The sequence below is a fragment of the Microbacterium azadirachtae genome (assembly GCF_000956505.1).
Taxonomy (GTDB): Bacteria; Actinomycetota; Actinomycetes; order Actinomycetales; family Microbacteriaceae; genus Microbacterium; species Microbacterium azadirachtae_A.
The window spans coordinates 165,441-188,548 of record NZ_JYIX01000032.1; the positions used below are offsets into that span (position 1 = coordinate 165,441).

Below are 23,108 nucleotides of genomic sequence, written 5' to 3' on the forward strand. Positions count from 1 at the left end.
CACCCGGACCTTCTGATCGGAAAGGAGGGCTTCCCGATCAGAGGCGCTCGGCCAGCCACGCCGCCTGGCGCAGCCAGTGCGAGAACCCTCCGCCCTCGTGCCCGTTGAACTCGTAGACCTCGATCGAGGCGTCCTCCGTCGCAAGGCTGTTGTAGGCGGCGAAGACGCTCGACGGCAGCACGATGTCGTCCATGAGCCCGACGGAGAACAGCGCGGGTCGTGTGATCCGACGTGCGAAGTTGACCCCGTCGAAGTACGACAGCGTATGGAAGACCTGGTCGACGCGATCGCGGTGCACCGAGAGGTAGCGCTCGATCTCGCGGAACGGGTTCTCGGGAGTGAGCGCGACCGACCGACGGAAGTGGCACAGGAATGGCACGTCGGGCATGGCTGCGGCGATGCCCGGGTGCAGGGCGGCGGCCGCGATGCTGATTCCGCCGCCCTGGCTGCCGCCCGTCACGCCGATTCGCGACGAGTCCGCGTACGGGAGGGCGCGCACGGCGTCGACGAGCAGGACCGCGTCGGTGAAGACCCGCCGGTAGTAGTAGTCCTCGCGACGCGAGATGCCGCGTGTCATGTATCCGGGAGTCGCGCTGTCGGACCCGTGCGGATCCGGGGTGTCCCCACCGGTGCCCCAGCCTGCGCCCTGTCCGCGGGTGTCCATGAGCACGTGGACGTAGCCCGAGGCGGCCCAGCGCAGCCGCTCGCCGGGCGTGCCGCGGCCTCCGCCGTAGCCGATGTACTCGATGACGACGGGGAGGCGTCCCGAACGGCGTGGACGCGTGATCCAGCCCCGGATCCGTTCTCCGCCGAACCCGGAGAAGAGGAGGTCCTCGACGATGAGCTCGCCGATCGGCGTTGCCGCGGCCGAGAACTCAGGGGCGGCGGCGAGGGCACGGGACTCGGCGAGAGTCCCCCGCCAGAACGCATCGAAGTCGGCGGGCTCGGCGACATCAGGGCGGAAGGCGCGGAGCTCCGCGAGAGGGAGATCGGTCAGCGGCATGTCCGTCAGCCCCGTATGTGATCGGCGCGCCGCGCGGCGATGACGGACGCGGCCTGACGGGCGGCGCCGAGGGCGACGTACTCGCCGGGATCGGGGACCACGACGGGTATGCCGAGGATCTCCGGTGCGATCCGGCGGACCGCCTCGGACTGCGCGCCGCCGCCGATGAGCAGGGCGCGATCGAGGGGGACGCCGAGGCCGCGGAGGGCGTCGAGGCCCGCACCGAGGCCGCGCAGCATGCCCTCGACGGCGGCGCGAGCGAGGTTCGGCCGTGTCGTCGACGCGAGCGTCATGCCGGTCAGCGTCGCGGTGGCATCCGGGAGGTTCGGGGTGCGCTCGCCCTCGAAGTACGGCAGCAGCGTCAGGCCGCCCGCGCCCGGGGCGGCCGAGAGGGCGAGGTCGCTGAGCTCATCATGCGAGATGCCGAGGAGGGCGGCGGCGGTGTCGAGCACGCGGGCGGCGTTGAGTGTGGCGACGAGGGGGAGGAAGTGGCCCGTCGCATCGGCGAATCCGGCCACGGTGCCGGAGGGATCCACGATCGGATCCCGGCTGATCGCGCAGACCGTGCCCGACGTTCCGATCGACACGACGACGTCTCCCGGCTCGGCGCCCAGACCGAGCGCCGCCGCCGCGTTGTCCCCGGCACCAGGGGCGACGCGACGCCCGGCAGGATCCTCGACCGACTCGGTCGGCCCGAGCACGCGCGGCAGGATCGCATCCTGCCCGAGTGCGGAGATCAGCAGCTCGCGGTCGTAGGATCCGGCGGCCGGACTCCAGTAGCCGGTGCCGCTCGCGTCGGACCGATCGGTGATGAGCTCGTCGAGGACCGGGCCGAGCGGCGATTCGCTCTCGGGCCCGTAGCCGCGCAGGCGCCACGTCAGCCAGTCGTGCGGGAGCGCGACCGCTGCCACGCGCACGGCGTTGTCCGGCTCCGCGTCGCGCAGCCAGCGCAGCTTGGTGATGGTGAACGAGGCGACAGGGACGAGACCGGTGCGGGTGGCGAGCGCGCTCGCGCCGAACTCCGCGATCAGCTCGGTCGCCGCGTGCGCGGACCGTGTGTCGTTCCACAGCAGAGCGTCGCGGATGACGGATCCGTTCGCGTCGAGCGCGACCATGCCGTGCTGCTGGCCGCCGATCGACCATGCAGCGATGTCGTCGATCCCGCCCGCATCGGCGATGGCCTCGTTCAGCGCCTGCCACCACATCTCGGGGTCGACGGCTGTGCCGTCCGGATGCGCGGCGCGTCCGGTGCGGACGACGGATCCGGTCACGGCGTCGACGATGACGACCTTGCACGACTGCGTGGACGAGTCCACACCCATCACCAGGGGCATGTGGGTCTTCCTCTCCGTTCGGTGTGATGCGCCGAGGCCCCTCTCCCGCGTCGAGGCCCCCTCCGAGCAGCGCGGCTGAGAGGGGGCCTCGACGCTCAGAGGGGGCGTCGGCGGCGGGATTGTGGTCAGCGGGCGCCGAGGAGGTGCTCGGTGGCGAGCTGCTGCAGGCGCACGAAGCCGAAGCCCTTGCCTCCGAAGTACGCGTCCGCGTCGAAGTCCTCGTACGCGGTGCGGTCGGCGAGGAACGCGTCGTAGCTCTCGCCGGAGCCGAGGGTCGGAGTGGACAGCTCGTCGACGCGGGCGGCAGCCAGCGCCTCCTGCACCTCGGGGTCGGCGCGGAAGGCCGCGGCGCGCTCCTTGAGCAGCAGGTAGGTGCGCATGTTCGCGGCGGCGGAGTCCCAGACGCCGGTCTCGTCCTCGGTGCGGCTGGGCTTGTAGTCGAAGTGGCGGGGGCCGTCGTACGCCGGGACGCCGCCGGGGCCGCCGTTCTCGAGCAGATCGACGAGGGCGAAGGCGTTGTGCAGGTCGCCGTGCCCGAACACGAGATCCTGGTCGTACTTGATGCCGCGCTGGCCGTTCAGATCGATGTGGAAGAGCTTGCCGTGGTACAGCGCCTGTGCGATGCCTGCGGCGAAGTTGAGCCCCGCCATCTGCTCGTGGCCGACCTCGGGGTTGAGGCCCACGAGTTCGGGACGCTCGAGCGAGTCGATGAAGGCGAGCGCGTGGCCCAGCGTCGGCAGCAGGATGTCGCCGCGGGGCTCGTTGGGCTTCGGCTCGATCGCGAAACGGATGTCGTAGCCCTTGTCGGTCACGTAGTCGCCGAGGAGGTTCACGGCCTCGCGGTAGCGCTCCAGCGCCGCCCGGATGTCCTTCGCGGAGTCGTACTCGGCCCCCTCCCTGCCGCCCCACATGACGAACGTCTTCGCGCCCAGCTCGGCGCCGAGGTCGAGCTGGCGGAGCACCTTGCGCAGCGCGTAGCGGCGTACGGCGCGGTCGTTCGAGGTGAAACCGCCGTCCTTGAAGACGGGGGCGCTGAACAGGTTCGTCGTCACCATCGGAACGACCAGCCCGGTGTCGGCCAGGGCCCCCTTGAGGCGGTCGATCTGCGTCTGACGCTCGGCCTCGGTGGATCCGAACGCGAACAGGTCGTCGTCGTGGAACGTCAGACCGTAGGCGCCGAGCTCGGCGAGCTTCTCTACGACGTGCACGACGTCGAGAGCCGGCCGGGTCGGGCCGCCGAACGGATCCGCGCCGTTATAGCCGACGGTCCAGAGACCGAACGAGAATTTGTCCTCGCGGGTGGGGGTGAGTGCCATGGTGATCCGCCTTCAGCGACCTCGGTGAAATGTTGTAGCAGCGAACATATCAGCGAGGGCGGGCGACCGCAACGTCTCGTCGGGGGGCGGCGTTCAGTGCGGGACGGCCGCGGTGGAGGCGCGCACGATCAGCTCCGCCGGCATCCGGACATGCTCCTGCGGTCCGCCGTCGAGCATCGCCAGCAGCAGGCGCACGGCCTCGGAGCCCATCTCGGCGAGCGGCTGGCGCACCGTCGTCAGCTGCGGCACGTGCGCGGCCGCCTCCGGCACGTCGTCGAAGCCGACGACCGAAAGATCCTCGGGGACTTGCAGGCCGCGCTCGATCGCGACCCGGATCATCTCGATCCCGGACAGGTCGTTCGCGGCGAACACCGCCGTCGGCGGCGCGGAGAGGTCGAGCAGGGCATGCGCGCCGGCGGTCGTGCTCGCGGCGCGGTACCCGCCGTCGACGACGAGCGCAGGATCGACGGGGATGCCGGCGGCCTCGAGCGCGTGTCGGTATCCGTCCTCGCGCTGATGTGCGGACTCCAGGTCTGTGCGGCCCCGCAAATGCGCGATGCGACGGTGGCCCAGCGAGACGAGATGGGTGGTCGCGGCGAACGCGCCCTCGGCATTGTGCACGCTCACCGAGGCTGGTCCATCCGGCCCCGTGTGCGGATCGATCGCGACGAGCGGCACGGTGGCGTCAGTCGGCATCGTCGTGGGGGTGACCAGGATGGCGCCGTCGATGAGGGTGCCGCCGAGTCGTGACAGCGAGCGGCGCTCCCAGCCGAGATGCTCGCCCGCGGACACGCTGCCGGCGTAGGCGAGGACGTCGAAGCGGGTTCCCTGCAAGGCCGCCGAGACGCCTTGGAGCAGCTGCACGGCGAACGGCTCGAACTCGGCCACAAGCACCCCGATCACGTCGGTGCGGCGGCGTCGCATGGAGGTCGCGACCAAGGAGCTCTCGTAGCCGAGTCGCGCCACGACCTCCTGCACGTGCTCGAGTGTCGAGGGGGAGACGCCGTCGCGGCCGTTGATCGCTTTCGAGACGGTCGCGACGGAGACGCCGGCGGCGTGGGCGACGTCGTGGATCGTGATGCGGCGGCTCATCTATCCAACCTACCCAGCGAAAACGTTATCGATATCGTTTGACATGCCGGTGACCCGGGTGTCAGAGTAGGCCGACGGCACATTCGCTGTAGTCGACAACAAATTGTCGGCGCGGTGCTGAACTCGACGATGAGGAGAAGACACAGCATGAAGATCCGCAAGGTGCTGACCGCCGCCGTGGCGGTCGCAGCCGTGGGCGCGATCGCCCTCACCGGCTGCTCCGGGGGCTCCGGTGGCGGCGACACGGGCGCCAAGCAGACGCTGACCGTGTGGCAGAACTCGACCACCGGCGACGGCAAGCAGTTCTGGACCGACGCGGCGGCGGCGTTCCAGAAGGCCAACCCCGATGTCACGGTGAAGGTCACCTCGATTCAGAACGAGGATATGGACGGCAAGCTGCAGACCGCGGTCAACTCCGGCGACATGCCCGACGTCTTCATGGCGCGCGGCGGAAGCAAGCTCGCCGACGTCGTGGCGGCGGGCAAGGTCAAGGATCTGACGGGCAAGATCGATCCTGACGTCAAGAAGGCGATCGGAGAGGCGGCCCTCAGCGCCTTCACGGTGGACGGCAAGCTCTACGGCGTGCCCATGGCGGTGCTGCCCGGCGGCCTCTTCTACAGCAAGGATCTGTTCGCGAAGGCGGGCATCACCGATACCCCGAAGACGATGGACGACCTCGAGACGGCCATCACCAAGCTCAAGGCCGCCGGCATCGCGCCGATCGCCCTCGGCGGGAAGGACGCCTGGCCGGCCGCGCACTGGTACTACTTCTTCGCGGTGCGTGCCTGCGGCAAGGATCTCATCACGAACCTCGCCACCAAGAAGGACTTCAAGGACGGCTGCTGGCTGACCGCGGCGAACAACCTGCAGAAGTTCGCGCAGGTCGAGCCGTTCAACGAGGGCTTCCTCACGACCTCCGCCCAGCAGGGTGCGAACTCCTCGGCGGGCCTGGTCGCCAACCACAAGGCGGCGATGGAACTCATGGGGGCGTGGGATCCGGGCGTGATCGCGAGCCTCACCCCGGACCAGAAGCCGCTGGCGGACCTCGACTGGTTCCCGTTCCCGGAGGTCTCCGGGGGCAAGGGCGAAGCCGGCGCGATGATGGGCGGCCTCGACGGGTACTCCTGTTCCGAGAAGTCCCCTTCGTCCTGCGAGAAGTTCCTCGACTTCGTCTCCTCGAAGGAGTGGCAGGAGAAGTACGCTCAGGCGTTCCAGACCATCCCGGCCAACCAGGACGCCACGGGCGCGGTCGACAACGCGTCCCTGAAGCCCCTCATGGCGGCCTATGCCAAGGCGCCCTATGTCGCGCTCTGGCTCGACACCGCCCTCGGGCAGAACGTCGGCAACGCACTGAACACCGGCGTCGTCGAGATGCTCGCAGGCCAGGGCGACCCGAAGACCCTCCTCCAGAAGATCACCGATGCTGCGGCGAGGGGCTGAGCGAGAGCGATGACTGGCACCCAGGTGATGGCCGAGGCCGTGCCTGAGAGCGACCGCCGCACCGGGACCGGGACCTCCCCGGCCCCGGTGCGGCGAGCACGCGCCGACTGGCGCAAGCGCGGTGAGATCGCGCTGCTCTCCGGACCCGCCCTGCTGATGTTCGTCGGATTCGTCATCCTCCCCGTGGCGATGGCATCCGTCTACGGCTTCTTCAAGTGGAACGGCTTCGGCTGGCCGACGCAGTTCGTCGGCCTCGACAACTACGTCCACATGTGGCAGGACCACACGTTCCGCGACGCCGTCGTGCACAACTTCGCGATCGTCGTGCTCTCGCTCGTGCTGCAGGGCCCGATCGCGATCCTGTTCGCCCTCCTGCTGAATCAGAAGTTCCGCGGGCGGTCGCTGATCCGCGTGCTGATCTTCGTGCCGTACGTGATCTCCGAGGTCATCGTCGGCACGGGGTGGAGCCTGATGATGCAGGATGCGGGCGCGCTGAACTCGCTGCTCGGCAAGCTCGGACTCGGGTTCCTCCAGAACTCCTGGCTCGCGGATCCGAAGCTCGCCCTGTGGACGCTGATGATCATCATCACCTGGAAGTACATCGGCTTCGCGGTCATCCTCATGCTCGCGGGGATGCAGTCCATCCCCGAGGAGCTCTTCGAGGCCGCGGCGATCGACGGCGCCGGGTTCTGGAAGATCCAGTGGAACATCACCGTGCCGCTGCTGGGACCGACGATCCGCATCTGGGCGTTCCTGTCGATCATCGGCGCCCTGCAGCTCTTCGACCTCGTCAACATCATCTGGGGCCAGTACATCTCCGCCACCGCCGGCACCTCGACGATGGCGACGTACATGTACCAGAACGGGCATCTCGCCGGCAGCTACGGCTTCGGCAACGCGGTCGCCGTGATGCTCTTCCTCATCACTCTCGTCGTCGCCCTGATCTACCAGCGCTTCGTGCTGCGGCGCGACACCGACGGCGCGCTGACGGGCGACAGCGGAAAGGCTCGCAGATGACCACCGACACCCTCCGCACCACGGCCATCGTGCAGCCGCGCGATCGAAGAGGAGCCCGCCGCTCGCCGAAGGCCCGGTGGGGCAGCCCCGGCCTCTACCTGATCGCGATCGTGCTCGTGACGATCTGCATCACGCCCGTGCTCTACATCATCATCGGCGGGTTCCGCACGAACTCGCAGATCACGCAGGATCCGTCCGGCTTCCCGGCCCCCTGGCAGTTCGCCAACTACTCCGACGTGCTCGCAGGCCCCGAGTTCTGGACGGCACTGCTCAACTCGACCGTCGTGGCGATCGGTACGACCGCCGGAGCCGTGCTGCTCGGCGTGATGGCGGCCTACGTGCTCGCCCGGTACGAGTTCGCCGCCAAGCCGGTGATGTACGCGCTGTTCGCCGCGGGGCTGATGTTCCCCGTCACGGTCGCGATCACCCCGCTCTACCTCCTGATCCGCAACCTCGGCATGGTGAACAGCCTGGCCGGGATCATCGTGCCGCAGATCGCCTTCGCCCTGCCGAGCACCATCATCATCCTGGTGCCCTTCCTGAAGGCGATCCCGAAAGAGCTCGAGGAGGCGGCATCCATCGACGGCTCCTCTCGACTCGGCTTCTTCTGGCGGATGGTGATCCCGCTGAGCCTGCCCGGGGTGATCACGGTCGGCATCCTGGCCTTCGTCGGCTCGTGGAACGGCTACATGCTGCCGCTGTTCATCCTCAACGACCCGAACCTGTTCACCCTGCCGCTCGGTGTGCAGAACTTCTCCTCGCAGTACTCGGTCGACACCGCCCGCGTGCTCGCGTACACCTCGCTGTCGATGCTGCCCGCGCTCATCTTCTTCAGCCTCTTCGAACGCCGCATCGTAGGCGGCCTGACCGGCGCGGTGAAGGGCTGAGCATGGCTTCGGACACGTCCCTGGAGACCTTCCCCCGGACGCAGGACATCCCGGCCTTCCCGATCGCCTCCGATCGCGTCGGGGCGCTGCTCGCACGGATGACGCTCGAGGAGAAGGCGGCGCAGCTCGTCGGCTACTGGCTCGACCAGGGCGGCGAGGTCGTGGCCCCGCTGCAGAATGAGATGGCGGCCGTCGGCCGACACGACACCTTGGCGGAGGTGACCCGCAACGGCATCGGTCACTACACCCGCGTGTACGGCACCCGTCCCGTCGAGCCGGCCGAGCGCGCCGAGTGGCTGTGGGCGGAGCAGCGTCGTCTGAAGCGCGAGACGAGACTGGGCATCCCCGCGCTCGTCCACGAGGAGTGCCTGACGGGCCTCGCCGCGTGGAAGGCGGCGACCTTCCCGACGCCGCTCGCGTGGGGCGCCTCGTTCGACCCGGAACTGGTCGCGGAGATGGGTGCGCTCATCGGTGACTCGATGCGGCGGCTCGGCATCCATCAGGGCCTCGCGCCCGTGCTCGACGTCGTGCGCGATCCCCGCTGGGGCCGGGTCGACGAGTGCATCGGCGAGGATCCATATCTGGTGGGGACCGTCGGCACCGCCTATGTGCAGGGCCTGCAGTCCGCGGGGGTGCACGCCACACTGAAGCACTTCCTCGGTTACTCGGGCTCTCGGGCCGGCCGCAACCACGCGCCGGTCTCGGCGGGCCCGCGCGAGGTCGCCGACGTCTTCCTGCCCCCGTTCGAGATGGCGATCCGCGACGGCGGCGTGCGCAGCGTGATGAACAGCTACGCCGAGATCGACGGCGTGCCGGTCGCATCGGATCCGGAGCTGCTGACCGGCGTGCTCCGCGAGCGGCTCGGCTTCGACGGCGTCGTGGTGGCCGACTACTTCGCCGTTGCATTCCTCGAGGTCATGCACGCGGTGGCCGCGGACAGAGGGGAAGCCGCGGAGCTCGCGCTGCGCGCGGGGATCGACGTCGAGCTGCCCTCCGGCGACGCGTACTCATCGCCGCTGATCGAGCGGATCCGCGCCGGCGTGCTCGACGAGGGCTATCTGGATCGTGCGGTGATCCGCGTCCTCGCCCAGAAGGAGCAGCTCGGCCTGCTCGAGGCGGACGCCTACGAGGACGATCCGCCCGCGGCCATCGATCTCGACACTCCGCGGCACCGCGACATCGCCCGCCGTCTGGCGGCCGAGTCGCTCGTGCTGCTCTCGAACGACGGCATCCTGCCGCTGGCCAGGACGGCACGGCGCATCGCGCTCATCGGGCCGAACGCCGATCGCGCGGAGGCGCTGCAGGGCTGCTACTCGTTCGCGAACCACGTGCTCGCGCATCACCCGCAGCACGAGATCGGCATAGAGATCCCGACGGTGCGCGAGGCGCTGATCGCTGCTCTGCCGGGCGCGGAGATCGTGCACGTCCGTGGCGCCGAGGTCGAGGGAGAGGATCGGTCAGGTTTCGCGGATGCCGCGCGGGCTGCGGCGGATGCCGATATCGCGATCGTCGTGGTCGGCGACCAGGCCGGGCTGTTCGGGCGCGGCACGGTCGGCGAGGGGAACGACGTGGAGTCGCTCGACCTGCCCGGCGTGCAGCGCGAGCTCGTCGAGCAGGTGGTGGCGACCGGCACGCCGGTGGCCGTGGTGGTGCTCACCGGCAGGCCCTACGCGATCGAGTGGGCGCTCGAGGGCGCAGCGCGCCCGGCGGCGGTGCTGCAGGCCTTCTTCCCCGGGGAGGCCGGCGGCAGTGCGATCGCCGACGTCCTCGTCGGCGACGCGAATCCCTCGGGACGTCTTCCGGTCAGCCTGCCGCGGTCGTCCGGATCCCAGCCGTACAGCTATCTGCATCCGATCCTGGGCGGACCCTCCGACGTCACCTCCACCGATCCCACCCCGCTGCGGCCGTTCGGATTCGGGCTGTCGTACACGACCTTCGCCTATGAGGACTTCGAGGTGTCGGACGAGTCGCCCACGAGCGGTGAGTTCATCGCAACGATGGTCGTGGCGAACACGGGCGATCTGCGCGGTGCCGAGGTCGTGCAGCTGTACGGGCGGGACGTCGTCGGGAGCATCACCCGCCCGGTGGCGCAACTGCTCGGCTACGCGCGCGTGGAGCTCGATCCCGGCCAGCGGCGCACGGTGCGATTCGCGGTGCCGGCCGCGCGGTTCGCGTTCAGCGACCGGCGGATGAGGAGAGCCGTCGAACCGGGCGAGATGCGCGTGTGGGCGGCCGCCCATGCCGAAGCCGCAGCGCCGGTCCCCGAGGTCGCCGGCGTCACGGGCGGAGCCATCTCGAATGAGCGCGCCCACGAGCGGCGGTCGCTCCCCGGGGCCGCGACGGCTGCGCGTCCGATGCTGCTCACCGGCGAGGTACACGAGGTGACGGCGGCGGACCAGCGGATCGTGGCGGTGTCGATCACGTGATCGAGATCCGCAACCCGTTCCTGCCCGGGTGCCACCCGGATCCGTCGATCTGCCGTGCCGGTGATTGGTACTACCTGGTGTGCTCGACGTTCGAGTACCTCCCCGGCCTGCCGGTGCTGCGCTCGCGCGACCTGGTCCGGTGGGAGACGGTGGGGCACGTCATCGACCGTCCGGGAATGCTCGACCTCGACGGGATCGGATCCTCGGGCGGCCTGTACGCGCCGACGATCCGGTACGGGCTGGGGCTGTTCTGGGTCGCATGCACGCTCGTCGATCGTGAGGATCCGGCCCGGGGCGGGAACTTCCTCGTCACTGCGGCGGACCCGGCAGGGCCGTGGAGCGACCCGGTGATGATCGACGCCGAGGGCATCGACCCGTCGATCGCGTTCGACGACGAGGGGCGCGTCTGGCTGCACGGCACCCGCCTGGCCAGGGCGCCGGAGTGGCACGACCAGACCGAGGTCTGGGTGCGCGAGTACTCGCCGGACGAGCGTGCGCTCGTCGGGGAGGAGCACGTGATCTGGCGCGGCGCCGTGCGCGGCGCGGTGTGGGCCGAGGGGCCGCACCTGTACCGCATCGACGGGCGCTGGTTCCTCGTCGCGGCGGAAGGCGGCACCGAGTTCCACCACGCGGTGAGCGTGGCTCGTGCGGAGGAGATCACCGGTCCGTACATCGGCGACCGGGCGAACCCCGTGTTCACGCACCGGAATCTGGGGCGCACGAGCGACGTGATCGGAGCGGGGCACGCGGACCTGCTGCAGGCGCCCGACGGATCCTGGCTCGCCGTGATGCTCGCGATGCGCGCGGCCGACGGCCGGCACTACCCGCTCGGGCGGGAGACGTTCCTGTGCCCGGTGTCCTGGGAGGACGGCTGGCCGGTGTTCGCCCCGGGGCGCGGGCGATTGCCGCGGGTGATCCCGATCCCCTGGGCGGCCGGGGCGGCACCGGCCGGATCCTGGCAGCCCGACGACCGCACGGCCGGTCTCGTCGCACCGTCCGACCCGAGGTGGACCGCACTGCGGGCCCTGCCCGCCGAGATCGCCACGGCCGAGGACGGGACGTGGCGCATGCCCGTGCGCGCCACGTCGCTGCAGGAGCCGTCCGCACCGTCGTTCCTGGGCGTGCGTCAGCAGCATGCGGATGCCGAGGCGCGGTGCGTGCTGGATGTGCGCGGGCTCGCCGAGGGGGAGAGCGCGGGCATCGTTCTGCGGCAGTCCGAGCGCGACCATGTCTCCCTCGTCGTCTCCCGTGGACGGGCGGGTCTGCGCCTCGCCTCCGAGCATCGTCGGGCGGGAGAGACGCTGCGGCGGGATCTCGGTCCGCTGGCGGAGGCCGACGACGTGGAGCTCACGCTGCGCGGGCGCGGTTACGACTACGTCTTCGAGCATGGCGGCGTCGAGCGCGCCACGGCCGACGGGAGAGACCTCGATGCATCCGCCACCGGCGGTTTCCTCGGGCTCTGGATCGGCGTCTTCGCGACGAGCGCCGGAGCGGAACCTCGGGGCGAGGTGCGCATCATCCGATTCGAATACGCGCCTGCGCGGCCTGCTCCCGGCGATCGGTAGCCTGGGAGTCCTACCGCGTGCAGGAAGCGAGACGCCGGATGAACGAACGCGCCACGACCGTCGAGGGGGTGCGGCGCACCAACCTCGCCGAGGTGCTGCGCCTCGTGCACCACTCGGGTCCTCGCTCGCGCGCGGTCATCACCGCCGAGACAGGGCTCAACCGCTCCACGGTCTCGGACCTGGTCGGTCGGCTGGTCGGGGCGGGGCTCGTCGTGGAGCACGAGCCGGATCCCACGCGGCGGGTGGGGCGTCCTTCCCCGGTGGTGGTGCCGAGCCCCGACGTCGTCGCCATCGGGGTGAACCCCGAGATCGATGCGGTCGAGATCGGCGCCGTGTCACTGGGCGGCGCGGTGCGCGAGCGGGTGCGGATCCCCGTCGAGCGGCCGGATGTCGCGGACGTCGTCGAGATCGTCGCGCGCGTAGTGGAAGGCTGGCGCGCCGGCGCCCTCGAGGGCTGCCGCATCGAAGGCATCGGCGTCGCGGTGCCCGGCCTCGTGCGCGCGGCGGACGGCGAGGTGCGATTCGCGCCGCACCTCGAGTGGCGCGATGCCGACATCGCAGGGCCGCTCACCGCCGCGCTGGCTCTCGACGTGGTCGTGGGCAACGACGCCTCGCTCGGCGCCAGGGCGGAGCGCCTGTTCGGCGCCGCGCGGGAGCACGAGGACGTCGTGTACCTCAACGGCGGCGCCAGCGGAATCGGCGGCGGACTCATCCTGCACGGCAGGCTCATCGGTGGCGTCGGCGGATACGCGGGCGAGTGGGGGCAGACCGAGGCGAGCGTGGCGGACGCCGCCGATCGACGCGCGGACGGCGGTGTGCTCGAGGACGAGGTGAACCGCGCGCGTCTCGTGACGGCCGCGGGCCTCGCCGCGCCGGACGACGCCGAGCTCCGGGCGGCACTGTCCGCGTCCGACGACGGACCGGCGGCCACCGAGATCGGTCGGCAGCGTCGGATCCTCGCCGCGACCCTCGGCAACGCCGTGAACGTGCTGAACCCGGGAATGATCGTGCTGGGCGGATTCCTCGGGATCCTGCGGGAGCTGGATCCGGAGGCCTTCGACGAGGGGGTGCGCACGCGGGCGCTCGCCGCTTCGGCCGAGGGGCTGGAGATCTCCGCGGCGGCCCTCGGTGCGGACCGGCTGCTGATCGGAGCCGCCGACGCCGCCTTCGAACGACTGCTGGCGGATCCGCTGGGCTGACCCCCGCCCACCCGCCGGCCCGCTCAGGTCGCACTCCGCCCGCTCAGGTCGCACTTTCTGCTGCCCCGGGGCGGTCGGCAGCGCCGAAAGTGCGACCTGAGCCGGTCGGTGTGGGCCGACCGGCTGGCGGGCGGTCTAGGCCCGCGCCACGTCGAGCTCCACTGCCGACCACGACAGCGCCGGCAGCGTCAGGCGCAGGGCGCCGTCGTCGAGGGCTACGCCGTGCAGCGGGCGCAGTCCCACGGCGTCGGGCGTCTCCTGCAGGTTCGCAGTGAAGCGGTCGCCTCCCTCGGGCACCGTGAGCACCTCGGCCGAGCGCACGCCCGTCGGCCGCAGGCCGTGCAGCTCCAGATCGACCGTCGCCTCGGACTCGAGCGAGCGGTTCGCGATGAACAGGGCGAGTCGCCCTGACTCCTCGTCCCAGGTGGCCACGGCATCGACCTCGTCGACGTCGCCGAACCGTGCGGTCGCGCCCTGCGTCGACGTGATCGCGAGGCGCATGATCCGTCCCTTCGCCATGCGCGCCATCCGCGCGAACGGCCAGAACGTCGTCTGCCGCCACGCCGGGCCGTTCTCCTCGGAGCGGATCGGGGCGATGACGTTGACGAGCTGCGCCTGGTTCGCGATCTTCACCCGGTCGCCGTGCCGGAGCAGGCTGTGCAGGAACGTGCCCACCACGACCGCGTCGGTGACGTTGTAGGTGTCCTCGATGAGACGGGGGTGCTCCCGCCAGCCGGCTGCCGCGACCTCGCCCTCCTCGATGTCGTTGAAACGGTCGAAGTCCCACACGTTCCACTCGTCGAACGAGATGTCGACCTGCGTGGTGTGCTTGCCGGCGGCCTTCACCGCGTCGATCGTCGAGATCACGCCGTCGATGAACGTGTCCATCTCGACGCCCTCCGCGAGGAAGGACGCCGCGTCGCCGCTCTGCTCCCGGTAGTAGGCGTGCATCGAGATGTAGTCGACCTGGTCGTACGCGTGGGTGAGCACGGTGTGCTCCCAGGTGCCGAACGTCGGCATCTGCCGGTTCGAGGATCCGACCGCGACGAGCTCGATGGACGGATCGACGAGCTTCATCGCCTTGGCGGTCTCCTGGGCGAGGCGTCCGTACTCGTGCGCCGTCTTGTGCCCGATCTGCCATGGGCCGTCCAGCTCGTTTCCGAGGCACCACAGCTTGATCCCGAACGGGTCCTCCGCGCCGTTGCGGCGGCGCAGGTCCGACCAGTAGGTGCCGCCGGGATGGTTCGTGTACTCGACGAGCGCCCTGGCCTCCTCGACCCCGCGGGTGCCGAGGTTGATCGCCTCCATGACCTCGACGTCGGCTTCGCGCGACCAGTCCATGAACTCGTGCAGGCCGAATGCGTTCGTCTCGATCGTGTGCCAGGCCCCGTCCATCCGCACAGGGCGGTCGGCGACGGGGCCGACCCCGTCCTCCCAGCGGTAGCCCGACACGAAGTTGCCGCCGGGATAGCGCACGACGGTCGGGCCGAGCTCGCGCACGAGTTCGAGCACGTCGGTGCGGAAGCCGCGGGCGTCGGCCGCCGGGTGCTCCGGCTCGTAGATGCCGGTGTAGACGCAACGGCCCATGTGCTCGACGAACTGGCCGAACAGGCGCCGCGGGACGTCGGCGATCGTGAAATCGCGATCGAGCGTGATGCGGGCGTGGGTCATGAGGATCCTTTCGGGTGGGTCACTGACCGCCGAAGCCGCTGGTCGCGACTCCCTTGACGATCTGCTTCTGGAAGATGAGGAACACGATGATGAGCGGAAGAGCGGCGAGCACGGCCTGGGCCATGACCTGGGCGTACTGCACGCCGTAGGCGCTGATGACGGTCTGCAGGCCGACCGGCAGCGTCATCAGGCCGGTGTCGTTGATGACGAGGAAGGGCCACAGGAAGTTGTTCCACGCGCCGATGAATACGAAGATCGCGACGGAGGCGAGGATCGGGCGACTGAGCGGGAGGACGATCGACCAGAAGACGCGGAACCTGCTCGCGCCGTCCACGCGCGCCGCGTCCTCGAGCTCGATCGGGATCGCGTCGAAGAACCTCTTCAGGATGAACACCATCGCCGGCGCGACGACCTGCGGCAGGATCAGGCCCCAGTGCGTGTCGACCAGACCCAGCGCCAGCATCTCGTAGAACAGAGGGATGATCAGCACCTGCGGCGGCACGACGATCGCAGCGATGATGACGACGAACAGCCACTTCCTTCCGCGGAAGTCGAGCCGGGAGAACGCGTAGGCGGCGAGGGCCGAGATCGCGACCGTGATCACGGTCACGGTGGTCGCGGTCCACAGGCTGTTCCACGCCCAGAGGTAGACGTTGCCCTGCGAGAGGATCGCGGTGAACGCCTGCACCGTCGGCCCGCTCGCACCGATCCAGCCGGCGTCGCCGGAGGCGGCATCGGTCTCCGTCTTGAACGCGGTGGCGACCGCCCACAGGAACGGCAGCAGCCAGCCGACGGCGAGGATCAGCAGCACCGCGAACGCGAGCACGGTGAGGACGGTGAATCGACGGCCGACCGGCCGACGGACGCGCGGAGCGCCGGGGGCGATGAGGGTGCGGGTCGCGGTGGTCATCGGGCGTCCTTCCTCCGACGGGTGATCAGCGCCTGCACGACGCCGAGGATGATGATGATCGCGAAGAACACGTACGAGATCGCGGCGGAGTAGCCGAACCGGTATCCGACGAAGCCGGTCTCGTAGATGTACTGCACGATCGAGCGGGTGGTGTCGCTGGAGAGGCCGCCGAGCATCTGGTACGCCTGGTCGAACAGCTTGAGCGACGCGAGGATCTGCAGCAGGCCGATGAGGGTGGTCGCCGGTCCCAGCTGGGGAAGCGTGATCGAGGTGAACTGCCGCCAGCCGCCCGCGCCGTCCAACGAGGCCGCCTCGTACTGCTGCTGCGGGATGTTCTGCAGGGCGGCGAGGTAGAGCAGGAAGTTGAAGCCGACCGTCCACCACACGGTCGCCATGACGATCGCGAGCATGTTGATCGTCGGATCCTGCAGCCAGGCGATCGGCTCGAGACCGAAGGCCTTGAGCACGTTGTTCGCCGCGCCGATCTGCGGGTTGAAGATCCAGATCCAGACCTGCGAGATCACGGTGGAGGCCAGCAGGTACGGCATGAAGAACGACAGCCGCCACAGCCACTGGCCCGGCAGGCCGCGGTCGACGAGCACGGCCATGAGCAGGGCGATGACGACGAGAGGGATCGTGGACAGCAGCGTGAACCACACCGTGTTGCCGAACGAGCCCCACATCACCGGGTCGGTGAGGGCTTCGAGATAGTTCGCGAATCCGACGAAGCCGCCGCCCGATCCGGTGAGGGACTGGTCGGTGAAGCTCAGGTAGAGGCCGTGCAGGATCGGCCAGGCCAGGAACAGCGCGAACGCGATGAGGAAGGGGGCGAGGAAGGCCCAGCCGATCAACTGTTCGCCGCTGCGGGATCCACCTGCATGTCGGCGCGCGGCACGGGTCGCGGCGCTGCCGGTGACGATGGTCGTGGTGGTGGGTGCCGCGGCGGTCATCTCCGTGCTCCTTCCGGATCGGCCGGATTGGGTTGGCTGAGGAAGCGCTTCACCGCGTCCTGGAATCGGTCGACGGCGGCCGCGGGGTCGCTGCCGCCGAGAAGCGCGGGCTGCGCGGCGGCGCCGAACTGACCCTGGAAGTTGGATCCGGATCCGGTGAACCACGCCGGTGGGTCGTACCGCACATGCTGCGCGGCCTCGGCGTAGTGCGCCTGCGGGAGGAGCTTCGCGTAGCGCGCGGACTCCGTGACCGGCAGGTAGGCGGGGATGTGGCCGGCCTCGGCCCAGCCGAAGGATCCTTTCGGCATGTCGGCCGCGAACCGGTGCGCGAGATCGCGGCTCGTCGCATCGGGCCGGGACTGGTGCGGCAGCACGAACGAGTGCGAGTCCGCGTAGGCGGTGGGGGTGCCGAACACCGCGGGGATCATGGCGATGTCGAACGGGATCTTGGCGGCCTGCACCGTGCGCAGCTCCCACACGCCGCTGAGGAACATGCCGCTCTTACCGGTCGTGAACTCGGCCACGGCCGTGCCGTAGTCGGCCTGCTTGGCCGCGCGCTTGCCGTCCAGCAGCTTCTGCATGAACTCGAGCGAGGCGACGGCGGCGTCCTTGTCGATCACGGCCGGACCGCCCTGCGGCATCTCCATCTCGATGCCGTGCTGCGTGTACAGCGTGTAGAAGAGCCGCCACATCTGGGAGCCGTCGCCGAGGTAGCCGTAGGAGAGCCCGTGCCCGCCGGTGACGCCGGCGATCGCATCGACCATGGCGAGGAAGTCCTCGGGGCTGGTCGCCTCTTTCAGGCGGCCGTCCTCGAGGACGCCGGCCTTCTCGCAGACCTCGGTGTTGTACATGAGCACGAAGGGGTGCGCGTCCAGGGCGATGCTGAGGCGCCTGCCGTCGACGTCGCCCTTCTTCCAGATCGGATTCGGGAACGAGGACGCATCCACCCCGAGCTCTGCGAGCCGGTCGGTGTCCCACGCGTCGAGCAGGCCGCCCGGCGCCCAGCCGAGCACCCGGGTCGCGTGCATGATGGCGACATCGGGCGCGCGGCCGCCAGCCGCCGCCATGGCGAGCTTCGTGTAGTAGGGCGTGCCCCAGGCGAGCACGGTGGGGCGGATGCGATACGCGGACTGGGCCTTGTTCACGCCGTCCAGCAGGCCCGACATCGTGACACCGTCGCCGCCGGAGAGCAGATGCCAGAACTGCAGCGTGCGGGGGCCGGATGCGGCCGCGGCGGACGGAGCGCAGCCGGCGAGCAGGGTCGCGCCTGCGGTGAGGCCCGCGGCGCCGAGGAACTGCCGGCGGTTCAGATCGAGAGGTGGTGTCATCGTCACTCCTTCGTGGACGATCGGGGGATGCCGACATCATTACATCGATGAAATCAGATGCGCAAGGGTGTTCTGAGACCGGTCACGGCGGCGGGATCGCAAGACGTTCCGACGGATGACGTCGTTCAGTGCCCCTGGTTCCAGCCGCGTGGCGCGGCGGCGGTGCTGGCCCGTTCGACGAGCCGATGCGGCACCGTGATCGACCGAGGCGTCCCCCCAGGATCGGCGATCCGCTCGGCGAGCAGATCGACGGCGGAGCCTGCGAACGCGGCGCGGTCGATCTGCACGGTGGACAGCGCCGGCTCCGTGAAGCGAGAGAGCTCCACGTCGTCGAATCCGGTGACCAGCACGTCGTCGGGCACCCTGATGCCGCGACCGTGCAGCACATGCAGGGCGCCGGCCGCGAGAGAGTCCGTGAAGCCGAGGACGGCGTCGAACGGTATCCCGCGGGAGAGCAGCTCTGTGGTTGCCGCGGCTCCTCCAGCGATCGTCCAGTCCGCGTGGTTGACGGTCAGGCGAGGATCCGCGGGGAGGCCGGCTTCCGCCAGCGCCTGGCGCACGCCCTGCAGGCGGAGCCGGCTCGTGGCGGTCGCGATCGCGTGCCGATCGTCTCCGCCGATCACCGCGATGCGGCGGGCGCCGCGTGCGATCACGTGCCTTGCCATGTCCGCCGCTCCTGCCACGCTGTCGATGCCGACGTGGTCGGCGAGCTGCTGCTCGACCTCGCCGATCAGGACGACGGGCAGCTGCCGGTCCTCGTCCGTGAGGGCGCTGTCCTCCAGGCGGATCGGGTTCAGGATCAAACCGTCCACGAGGTGCGTGCGGGCGCGGGAGAGCAGCTCGCGTTCGCGGCGCGGTTCGGCACCGGTCTGTTCGACCTGCACCGCGAAGCCCTTGAGGCGCGCCGCCTGCACGATGTGGTCGAGCAGTTCGGCCGAGAATGACGTGGCCAGGTACGGCAGGGCGAGCGCGATCACCCCGGAGCGTCCGTTGCGCAGGCTCCGCGCGCTGAGGTTGGGCACGAAGTCGAGCTTGCGCATCGCGTCCTCGACCCGCTCACGGGTGTCTTCGCGCACGAAGACAGCGCCGGTGACGACGTTCGACACGGTCTTCGTCGAGACGCCGGCCAGCGATGCGACGTCGCGCATCGTCGCGCGCGTGCTGCCTCCCATGCGCTCAGCCTATGCCGTGCAGTTCGTCTCCGTGCCGCGGATGTTCTATCGATGTAACCGCCTATGATGTGGCGATGACCATCGGGACGAACTGGGCGGGCAACCTGCACTACGCCGCGGCGGGGATCGCTCATCCGCGCAGCCGCGAGGAACTGCACGACGTCCTCTCGTCGCCGGGAGGACTGCGCCCGCTCGGATCGCGGCACAGCTTCAACACCATCGCCGACACCACCGGCACGCTCGTCGACCTCTCCGCGATGCCGGCCGTGATCGAGCAGGCGGCGCCGGACGCGGTTCGCGTCTCCGGGGGGATGCGCTACGGCGAACTCGGCGCCGAACTGCACCGCCGCGGGCTCGCGCTCGCGAACCTCGCTTCGCTCCCGCACATCTCGGTCGCGGGTGCGGTCTCCACGGGGACCCACGGTTCGGGTGACCGGATCGGCTCTCTGGCCGCCGCGGTGCGCGCGGTCACGATCGCGGGTCCCGACGGCGAACGCGCCTTCCGTCGCGGGGATGCGGACTTCGCGGGCGCGATCGTCTCTCTGGGCGCCCTCGGCGTGATGGTCGAGCTGGAGCTCGACGTGGAGCCGACGTACGAGGTGGCGCAGACGGTGCACGAGGGGCCGCGGTGGGATGACGTGCTCGCCGAGTTCGACCGGGTCACCGCACTCGGCACGAGTGTCAGCGTGTTCAGCCGCTGGGTCGACCGCGAGCGCGCCGACCAGCTCTGGGTCAAGAATCGCGTTGGCGGCTCCGCTCTCGACCAGGCGCTGCTGGACAGGCTCGGCGCGACCCCCGCCACGGTGCAGCGGCATCCGATCCTCGGCGCCCCTGCCGAGGCCTGCACTCCGCAGCTCGGGGAGTCCGGCCCGTGGCACGAGCGCCTGCCGCATTTCCGGCTGGACTTCACGCCATCCGCCGGGGAGGAGCTGCAGAGCGAGTACCTCGTTCCGCGTCGCGACGCGGTCCGCGCGCTCGAGGCGATCCGCGAGCTCGCCGACCGGATCGCCCCGCTGCTCCTCGTGAACGAGGTCCGCACAGTCGCCGCCGACGACCTCTGGCTGAGCCCGTCGTACGGCGAAGGCGCGGTGGCGCTGCATTTCACCTGGCGTCGGGACCAGCCCGCGGTCGAGGCGCTGCTGCCCGAGATCGAGGCGGCGCTCCCCGACACCGCACGTCCGCACTGGGGCAAGCTGTCGAGGCTGGATCCCGGGGAGATCCGCCGCCGCTTCCCTCGGTGGAGCGACTTCGCCGCACTCGCGGCGCGGATGGATCCGGCCGCCCGGTTCCGCAACGCGTACCTGGAGCGCCTCGGCCTCTAGCGCCCGCCTTGCCCCTGGGCGGCGGTGGGTGCGCGCTGACGGGCTCAGGTCGCACTTTCGGCTGTTCAGGAGCCCCCGAACGAGCATGAATCGCGACCTGAAACGGAGGATTGCGACCTGAAGCGCTCGCGGAGCCCGTGGCGGGGGGCGTGCCGGGCCGTACACTCGCAGGCGTGAGTGAGTCGAAGCCGCAGCGCGCCGTGGGGGTGCGCGATGTCGCGGCGCGGGCCGGGGTCTCGCGGCAGACCGTGTCGCGCGTGCTCAACGAGCATCCGGATGTGGCGCCCGAGACGCATGCACGCGTGGTGGCCGCGATGGATGAGCTCGGCTACCGGATGAACAACGCCGCGCGGGCGCTGGGCACGCACCGTACGCGCACGATCGGGGTGCTCGCCTCGGACGCCCTGCAGTACGGACCGTCGCGGAGCATGGCCGCCATCGAGGCGTCGGCGCGCGGTGCGGGGTACTGGATCACCGCGGCGTTCGCCGACTCCGGTGACGAGGCCTCGGTCGCCGCCGCGATCGAGCACCTCCGTGCGCAGTCCGTGGACGGGCTGATCGTGTTCGCGCCGCACGCGCACACGCTCGAGGCGCTCGACGCGCTGCGGATCGGGATCCCCGTCGTCATCCTGCATGCCGCGGAACGGTCGGGCTTCTCCGTGGACCAGCGCGCCGGCGCGCGGGTGGCCGTGGCGGTCCTCGCGGACGCCGGACACGAACGGATCGCGCACCTCGCAGGTCCTGCGGACTGGCTCGAGGCGGAGGCGCGCGCGGCCGGATTCGTCGAGGAGCTCGCCGCCCGCGGTCTGCAGCCCGGTGTGGTGCTGGGTGGCGACTGGAGTCCGCGCTCGGGGCACGAGGCAGCCGCGGCCGTGATCGCCTCGGGGGCGACGGCGGTGTTCGCCGCGAACGACCAGATGGCGCTCGGTCTGATCGGCGGCCTGCGGGCCGCCGGGGTGGCCGTCCCGGAGCGGATCAGCATCGTGGGTTTCGACGACGTGCCGGAGGCGGCGTACGCCTGGCCGCCGCTCACGACCGTGCGCCAGGACTTCGAAGAGCTCGCACGGCGTGCGGTCGCGCAGGTCATCGCGGAAGGCGGCGGGGGCCCGGCCAGTGCGGCGGCCGCCGCGCGTGCGGCCGGCCCGACCGGCACCGCGGATCCGATCCCCCCGGTGCTGATCCTCCGAGACTCGGTGGTCCCGCCCCCGCGCTGACATCGCCTCCTTGTTGCCGCCCGGATCCGGGACTTCAGGTCGCAGTTTCGGCTCATCGGCATGCACTTGGAGAGCAGAAAGTGCGACCCGAACCTCGGGGGGAGCGAGGACTGTGGATAACCGCCGAGGAGCCGGCCGGTCAGCTGACACGGTGGGGGGATGCCGCGCTCGCAACCGCTCCCCGAGGACCTCGGTGACTCGTTCGCGGTCGGCGAGGCGCGGCGCCTCGGAGTGGGCGCCGGCCGGCTCCGCGGATCCGACCTGCTGCGTCCGTACTCCGGTGTCCGAGCCCGGATCCCTCCACGGCTCGATCGCGAGGAGGATCCGTATGCGGAGCAGCGACGGATGCGGGTCGAGCAGGCGCTGCGATACGCGCCGCGGTTGCGCCCGCGCCAGTACTTCAGCCATGAGACGGCGGTGGCGCTGTGGGGCGGGCCGCTCCCGTTCGTCCCATACGGGAGGGGGATCGAGGTGCATGTGAGCACGCTCGGCGAGGGGCCGCTCGTGCGCGCCGCCGGAGTCGCCCGGCATCGCGGCGATCCGAGGCTCGTCCGGATACGCACCGATCTCGGCGTCCCCGTCGCCTCCCCGGTCTCGAGCTGGGCGCAGTCGGGGCGGCTGCCGTTCCCGGAGCTCGTCGCCCTCGGAGACTTCTTCTGCCGGGTGTGGCGGCGGGGCGTCGGCCGCCCGCAACCGGGGCGTGCGCCGTTGGCGACGGTCGTGCAGTTGCGCGCCGCGCTCGCCGCCGGTCGACGCCCCGGAGGACCCTTGCTGCGGGAGGCGATCGAGTGGATCCGGGAGGACTCGTGGTCGCCCCGTGAATCCGAGGTCCGCTGCCTGCTCGTCGCCGCGGGGCTGCCCGAGCCCGAGCTGAACGTGGACCTCTTCGAAGGGGGCGCGTTCCTCGGCTGCGTCGACATGGTCTACCGCGCGCAGAAGGTCGCGATCGAGTACCTCGGGCGGGTGCACGCGGGCAGCTGGGGTGCGGACGTCGAGCGGCTGGCACGTCTGCGCGCGGCCGGATGGATCGTGATCGAGGTCACGGCCGAGCTTCTGGCCGATCCACGGGAGCTCGTCCGCCGCGTCCGCCGCGCCCTCGGCCTCTGATCCGACGGATCCTTCGGGTCGCACGCCCTCCGTTCGGGTCGCACTTCCGCCGTTCGGGTCGCACTTTCGGCTGCTGAAGGTGTCTGTTGAGAGCGGAAAGTGCGACCCGAACTGAAGGCTCCGGCCGGGAGGGGGGAGGGCGCCGGCCGAGGAGG

At 70.5% G+C, this 23,108-nt stretch carries 18 protein-coding genes; 9 read left to right on the forward strand and 9 right to left on the reverse strand.

Annotation, left to right across the window (positions count from 1 at the left end; genetic code table 11):
• Positions 1–37: 37 nt before the first annotated feature.
• From RS86_RS07940 to RS86_RS07955, 4 genes are all read right to left on the reverse strand, one after another.
• Positions 38–1,003: an acetylxylan esterase gene (locus RS86_RS07940; RefSeq protein ID WP_045271666.1), complete on the reverse strand. Its 966-nt coding sequence runs from the start codon at positions 1,001–1,003 to the stop codon at positions 38–40.
• A gap of 5 nt (positions 1,004–1,008) precedes the next feature.
• Positions 1,009–2,337, reverse strand: coding sequence for a xylulokinase (gene xylB / locus RS86_RS07945; RefSeq protein ID WP_052680154.1), 1,329 nt, complete (start codon positions 2,335–2,337; stop codon positions 1,009–1,011).
• Positions 2,338–2,462: 125 nt separating this feature from the next.
• A complete protein-coding gene (xylA, locus tag RS86_RS07950; RefSeq protein WP_045271667.1) occupies positions 2,463–3,653 on the reverse strand; it encodes a xylose isomerase in 1,191 nt (396 codons plus the stop codon).
• A gap of 93 nt (positions 3,654–3,746) precedes the next feature.
• Complete coding sequence (locus RS86_RS07955) at positions 3,747–4,745, reverse strand: LacI family DNA-binding transcriptional regulator (protein ID WP_045271668.1); 999 nt, start codon at positions 4,743–4,745, stop codon at positions 3,747–3,749.
• A gap of 147 nt (positions 4,746–4,892) precedes the next feature.
• On the opposite strand from RS86_RS07955, the gene RS86_RS07960 reads away from it, so the two are divergent.
• From RS86_RS07960 to RS86_RS07985, 6 genes are read left to right on the forward strand one after another with little or no spacing between them, the layout of a single operon-like run.
• Positions 4,893–6,185: an extracellular solute-binding protein gene (locus tag RS86_RS07960; protein WP_045271669.1), complete on the forward strand. Its 1,293-nt coding sequence runs from the start codon at positions 4,893–4,895 to the stop codon at positions 6,183–6,185.
• Positions 6,186–6,212: 27 nt separating this feature from the next.
• Positions 6,213–7,202 (forward strand): carbohydrate ABC transporter permease, encoded by a 990-nt coding sequence (locus RS86_RS07965; RefSeq protein WP_045271722.1) that lies wholly within the window; start codon positions 6,213–6,215, stop codon positions 7,200–7,202.
• Positions 7,199–8,089 (forward strand): carbohydrate ABC transporter permease, encoded by an 891-nt coding sequence (locus RS86_RS07970; RefSeq protein WP_045271670.1) that lies wholly within the window; start codon positions 7,199–7,201, stop codon positions 8,087–8,089. The genes RS86_RS07965 and RS86_RS07970 overlap by 4 nt, the downstream gene beginning before the upstream one ends.
• 2 nt (positions 8,090–8,091) lie before the next feature.
• Positions 8,092–10,515 carry a glycoside hydrolase family 3 N-terminal domain-containing protein gene (locus tag RS86_RS07975; protein WP_045271671.1) on the forward strand — a complete coding sequence of 808 codons (2,424 nt, stop codon included), beginning with the start codon at positions 8,092–8,094 and terminating at the stop codon, positions 10,513–10,515.
• Positions 10,512–12,080 carry a glycoside hydrolase family 43 protein gene (locus tag RS86_RS07980; RefSeq protein ID WP_045271672.1) on the forward strand — a complete coding sequence of 523 codons (1,569 nt, stop codon included), beginning with the start codon at positions 10,512–10,514 and terminating at the stop codon, positions 12,078–12,080. The genes RS86_RS07975 and RS86_RS07980 overlap by 4 nt, the downstream gene beginning before the upstream one ends.
• Positions 12,081–12,118: 38 nt before the next feature.
• Positions 12,119–13,279, forward strand: coding sequence for an ROK family transcriptional regulator (locus RS86_RS07985; RefSeq protein ID WP_045271673.1), 1,161 nt, complete (start codon positions 12,119–12,121; stop codon positions 13,277–13,279).
• A 135-nt stretch (positions 13,280–13,414) separates the two neighbouring features.
• On the opposite strand, the gene RS86_RS07990 is transcribed toward RS86_RS07985, so the two are convergent.
• From RS86_RS07990 to RS86_RS08010, 5 genes are all read right to left on the reverse strand, one after another.
• The gene (locus RS86_RS07990) at positions 13,415–14,950 is read right to left on the reverse strand and encodes an alpha-N-arabinofuranosidase (protein WP_045271674.1); all 1,536 of its coding nucleotides are present in this window, start codon (positions 14,948–14,950) and stop codon (positions 13,415–13,417) included.
• 19 nt (positions 14,951–14,969) lie between these two features.
• The gene (locus tag RS86_RS07995; RefSeq protein WP_045271675.1) at positions 14,970–15,860 is read right to left on the reverse strand and encodes a carbohydrate ABC transporter permease; all 891 of its coding nucleotides are present in this window, start codon (positions 15,858–15,860) and stop codon (positions 14,970–14,972) included.
• Entirely contained in the window at positions 15,857–16,810 is a 954-nt protein-coding gene (locus tag RS86_RS08000) for a carbohydrate ABC transporter permease (RefSeq protein WP_045271676.1), read from the reverse strand. The genes RS86_RS07995 and RS86_RS08000 overlap by 4 nt, the downstream gene beginning before the upstream one ends.
• Positions 16,807–18,138, reverse strand: a complete 1,332-nt coding sequence (locus RS86_RS08005; protein WP_045271677.1) for an extracellular solute-binding protein — start codon at positions 18,136–18,138, stop codon at positions 16,807–16,809. Before RS86_RS08005 ends, RS86_RS08000 begins: the two co-directional genes overlap by 4 nt.
• 125 nt (positions 18,139–18,263) lie before the next feature.
• Entirely contained in the window at positions 18,264–19,310 is a 1,047-nt protein-coding gene (locus RS86_RS08010) for a LacI family DNA-binding transcriptional regulator (RefSeq protein ID WP_045271678.1), read from the reverse strand.
• A 74-nt stretch (positions 19,311–19,384) separates the two neighbouring features.
• On the opposite strand from RS86_RS08010, the gene RS86_RS08015 reads away from it, so the two are divergent.
• The 3 genes from RS86_RS08015 to RS86_RS08025 all read left to right on the forward strand — a co-directional run bounded on the left by RS86_RS08015 (position 19,385) and on the right by RS86_RS08025 (position 22,953).
• A complete protein-coding gene (locus RS86_RS08015) occupies positions 19,385–20,632 on the forward strand; it encodes a D-arabinono-1,4-lactone oxidase (protein ID WP_045271679.1) in 1,248 nt (415 codons plus the stop codon).
• A 173-nt stretch (positions 20,633–20,805) separates the two neighbouring features.
• Positions 20,806–21,846, forward strand: a complete 1,041-nt coding sequence (locus RS86_RS08020) for a LacI family DNA-binding transcriptional regulator (protein ID WP_045271723.1) — start codon at positions 20,806–20,808, stop codon at positions 21,844–21,846.
• A gap of 159 nt (positions 21,847–22,005) precedes the next feature.
• On the forward strand, positions 22,006–22,953 hold the full coding sequence (locus RS86_RS08025; protein ID WP_045271680.1) for a hypothetical protein: 948 nt from the start codon (positions 22,006–22,008) through the stop codon (positions 22,951–22,953).
• Positions 22,954–23,108: the final 155 nt, after the last annotated feature.

Coding starts and splice junctions, on each gene's coding strand:
- RS86_RS08015 (WP_045271679.1), top strand. CDS start 19,385: ATGACCATCGGGACGAACTGGGCGGGCAACCTGCACTACGCCGCGGCG.
- RS86_RS07965 (WP_045271722.1), top strand. CDS start 6,213: ATGGCCGAGGCCGTGCCTGAGAGCGACCGCCGCACCGGGACCGGGACC.
- RS86_RS07975 (WP_045271671.1), top strand. CDS start 8,092: ATGGCTTCGGACACGTCCCTGGAGACCTTCCCCCGGACGCAGGACATC.
- RS86_RS08005 (WP_045271677.1), bottom strand. CDS start 18,138: ATGACACCACCTCTCGATCTGAACCGCCGGCAGTTCCTCGGCGCCGCG.
- xylA (WP_045271667.1), bottom strand. CDS start 3,653: ATGGCACTCACCCCCACCCGCGAGGACAAATTCTCGTTCGGTCTCTGG.
- RS86_RS07985 (WP_045271673.1), top strand. CDS start 12,119: ATGAACGAACGCGCCACGACCGTCGAGGGGGTGCGGCGCACCAACCTC.
- RS86_RS08000 (WP_045271676.1), bottom strand. CDS start 16,810: ATGACCGCCGCGGCACCCACCACCACGACCATCGTCACCGGCAGCGCC.
- RS86_RS08025 (WP_045271680.1), top strand. CDS start 22,006: ATGCCGCGCTCGCAACCGCTCCCCGAGGACCTCGGTGACTCGTTCGCG.
- RS86_RS07970 (WP_045271670.1), top strand. CDS start 7,199: ATGACCACCGACACCCTCCGCACCACGGCCATCGTGCAGCCGCGCGAT.
- RS86_RS07990 (WP_045271674.1), bottom strand. CDS start 14,950: ATGACCCACGCCCGCATCACGCTCGATCGCGATTTCACGATCGCCGAC.
- RS86_RS08010 (WP_045271678.1), bottom strand. CDS start 19,310: ATGGGAGGCAGCACGCGCGCGACGATGCGCGACGTCGCATCGCTGGCC.
- RS86_RS07955 (WP_045271668.1), bottom strand. CDS start 4,745: ATGAGCCGCCGCATCACGATCCACGACGTCGCCCACGCCGCCGGCGTC.
- xylB (WP_052680154.1), bottom strand. CDS start 2,337: ATGCCCCTGGTGATGGGTGTGGACTCGTCCACGCAGTCGTGCAAGGTC.
- RS86_RS07995 (WP_045271675.1), bottom strand. CDS start 15,860: ATGACCACCGCGACCCGCACCCTCATCGCCCCCGGCGCTCCGCGCGTC.
- RS86_RS07940 (WP_045271666.1), bottom strand. CDS start 1,003: ATGCCGCTGACCGATCTCCCTCTCGCGGAGCTCCGCGCCTTCCGCCCT.
- RS86_RS07960 (WP_045271669.1), top strand. CDS start 4,893: ATGAAGATCCGCAAGGTGCTGACCGCCGCCGTGGCGGTCGCAGCCGTG.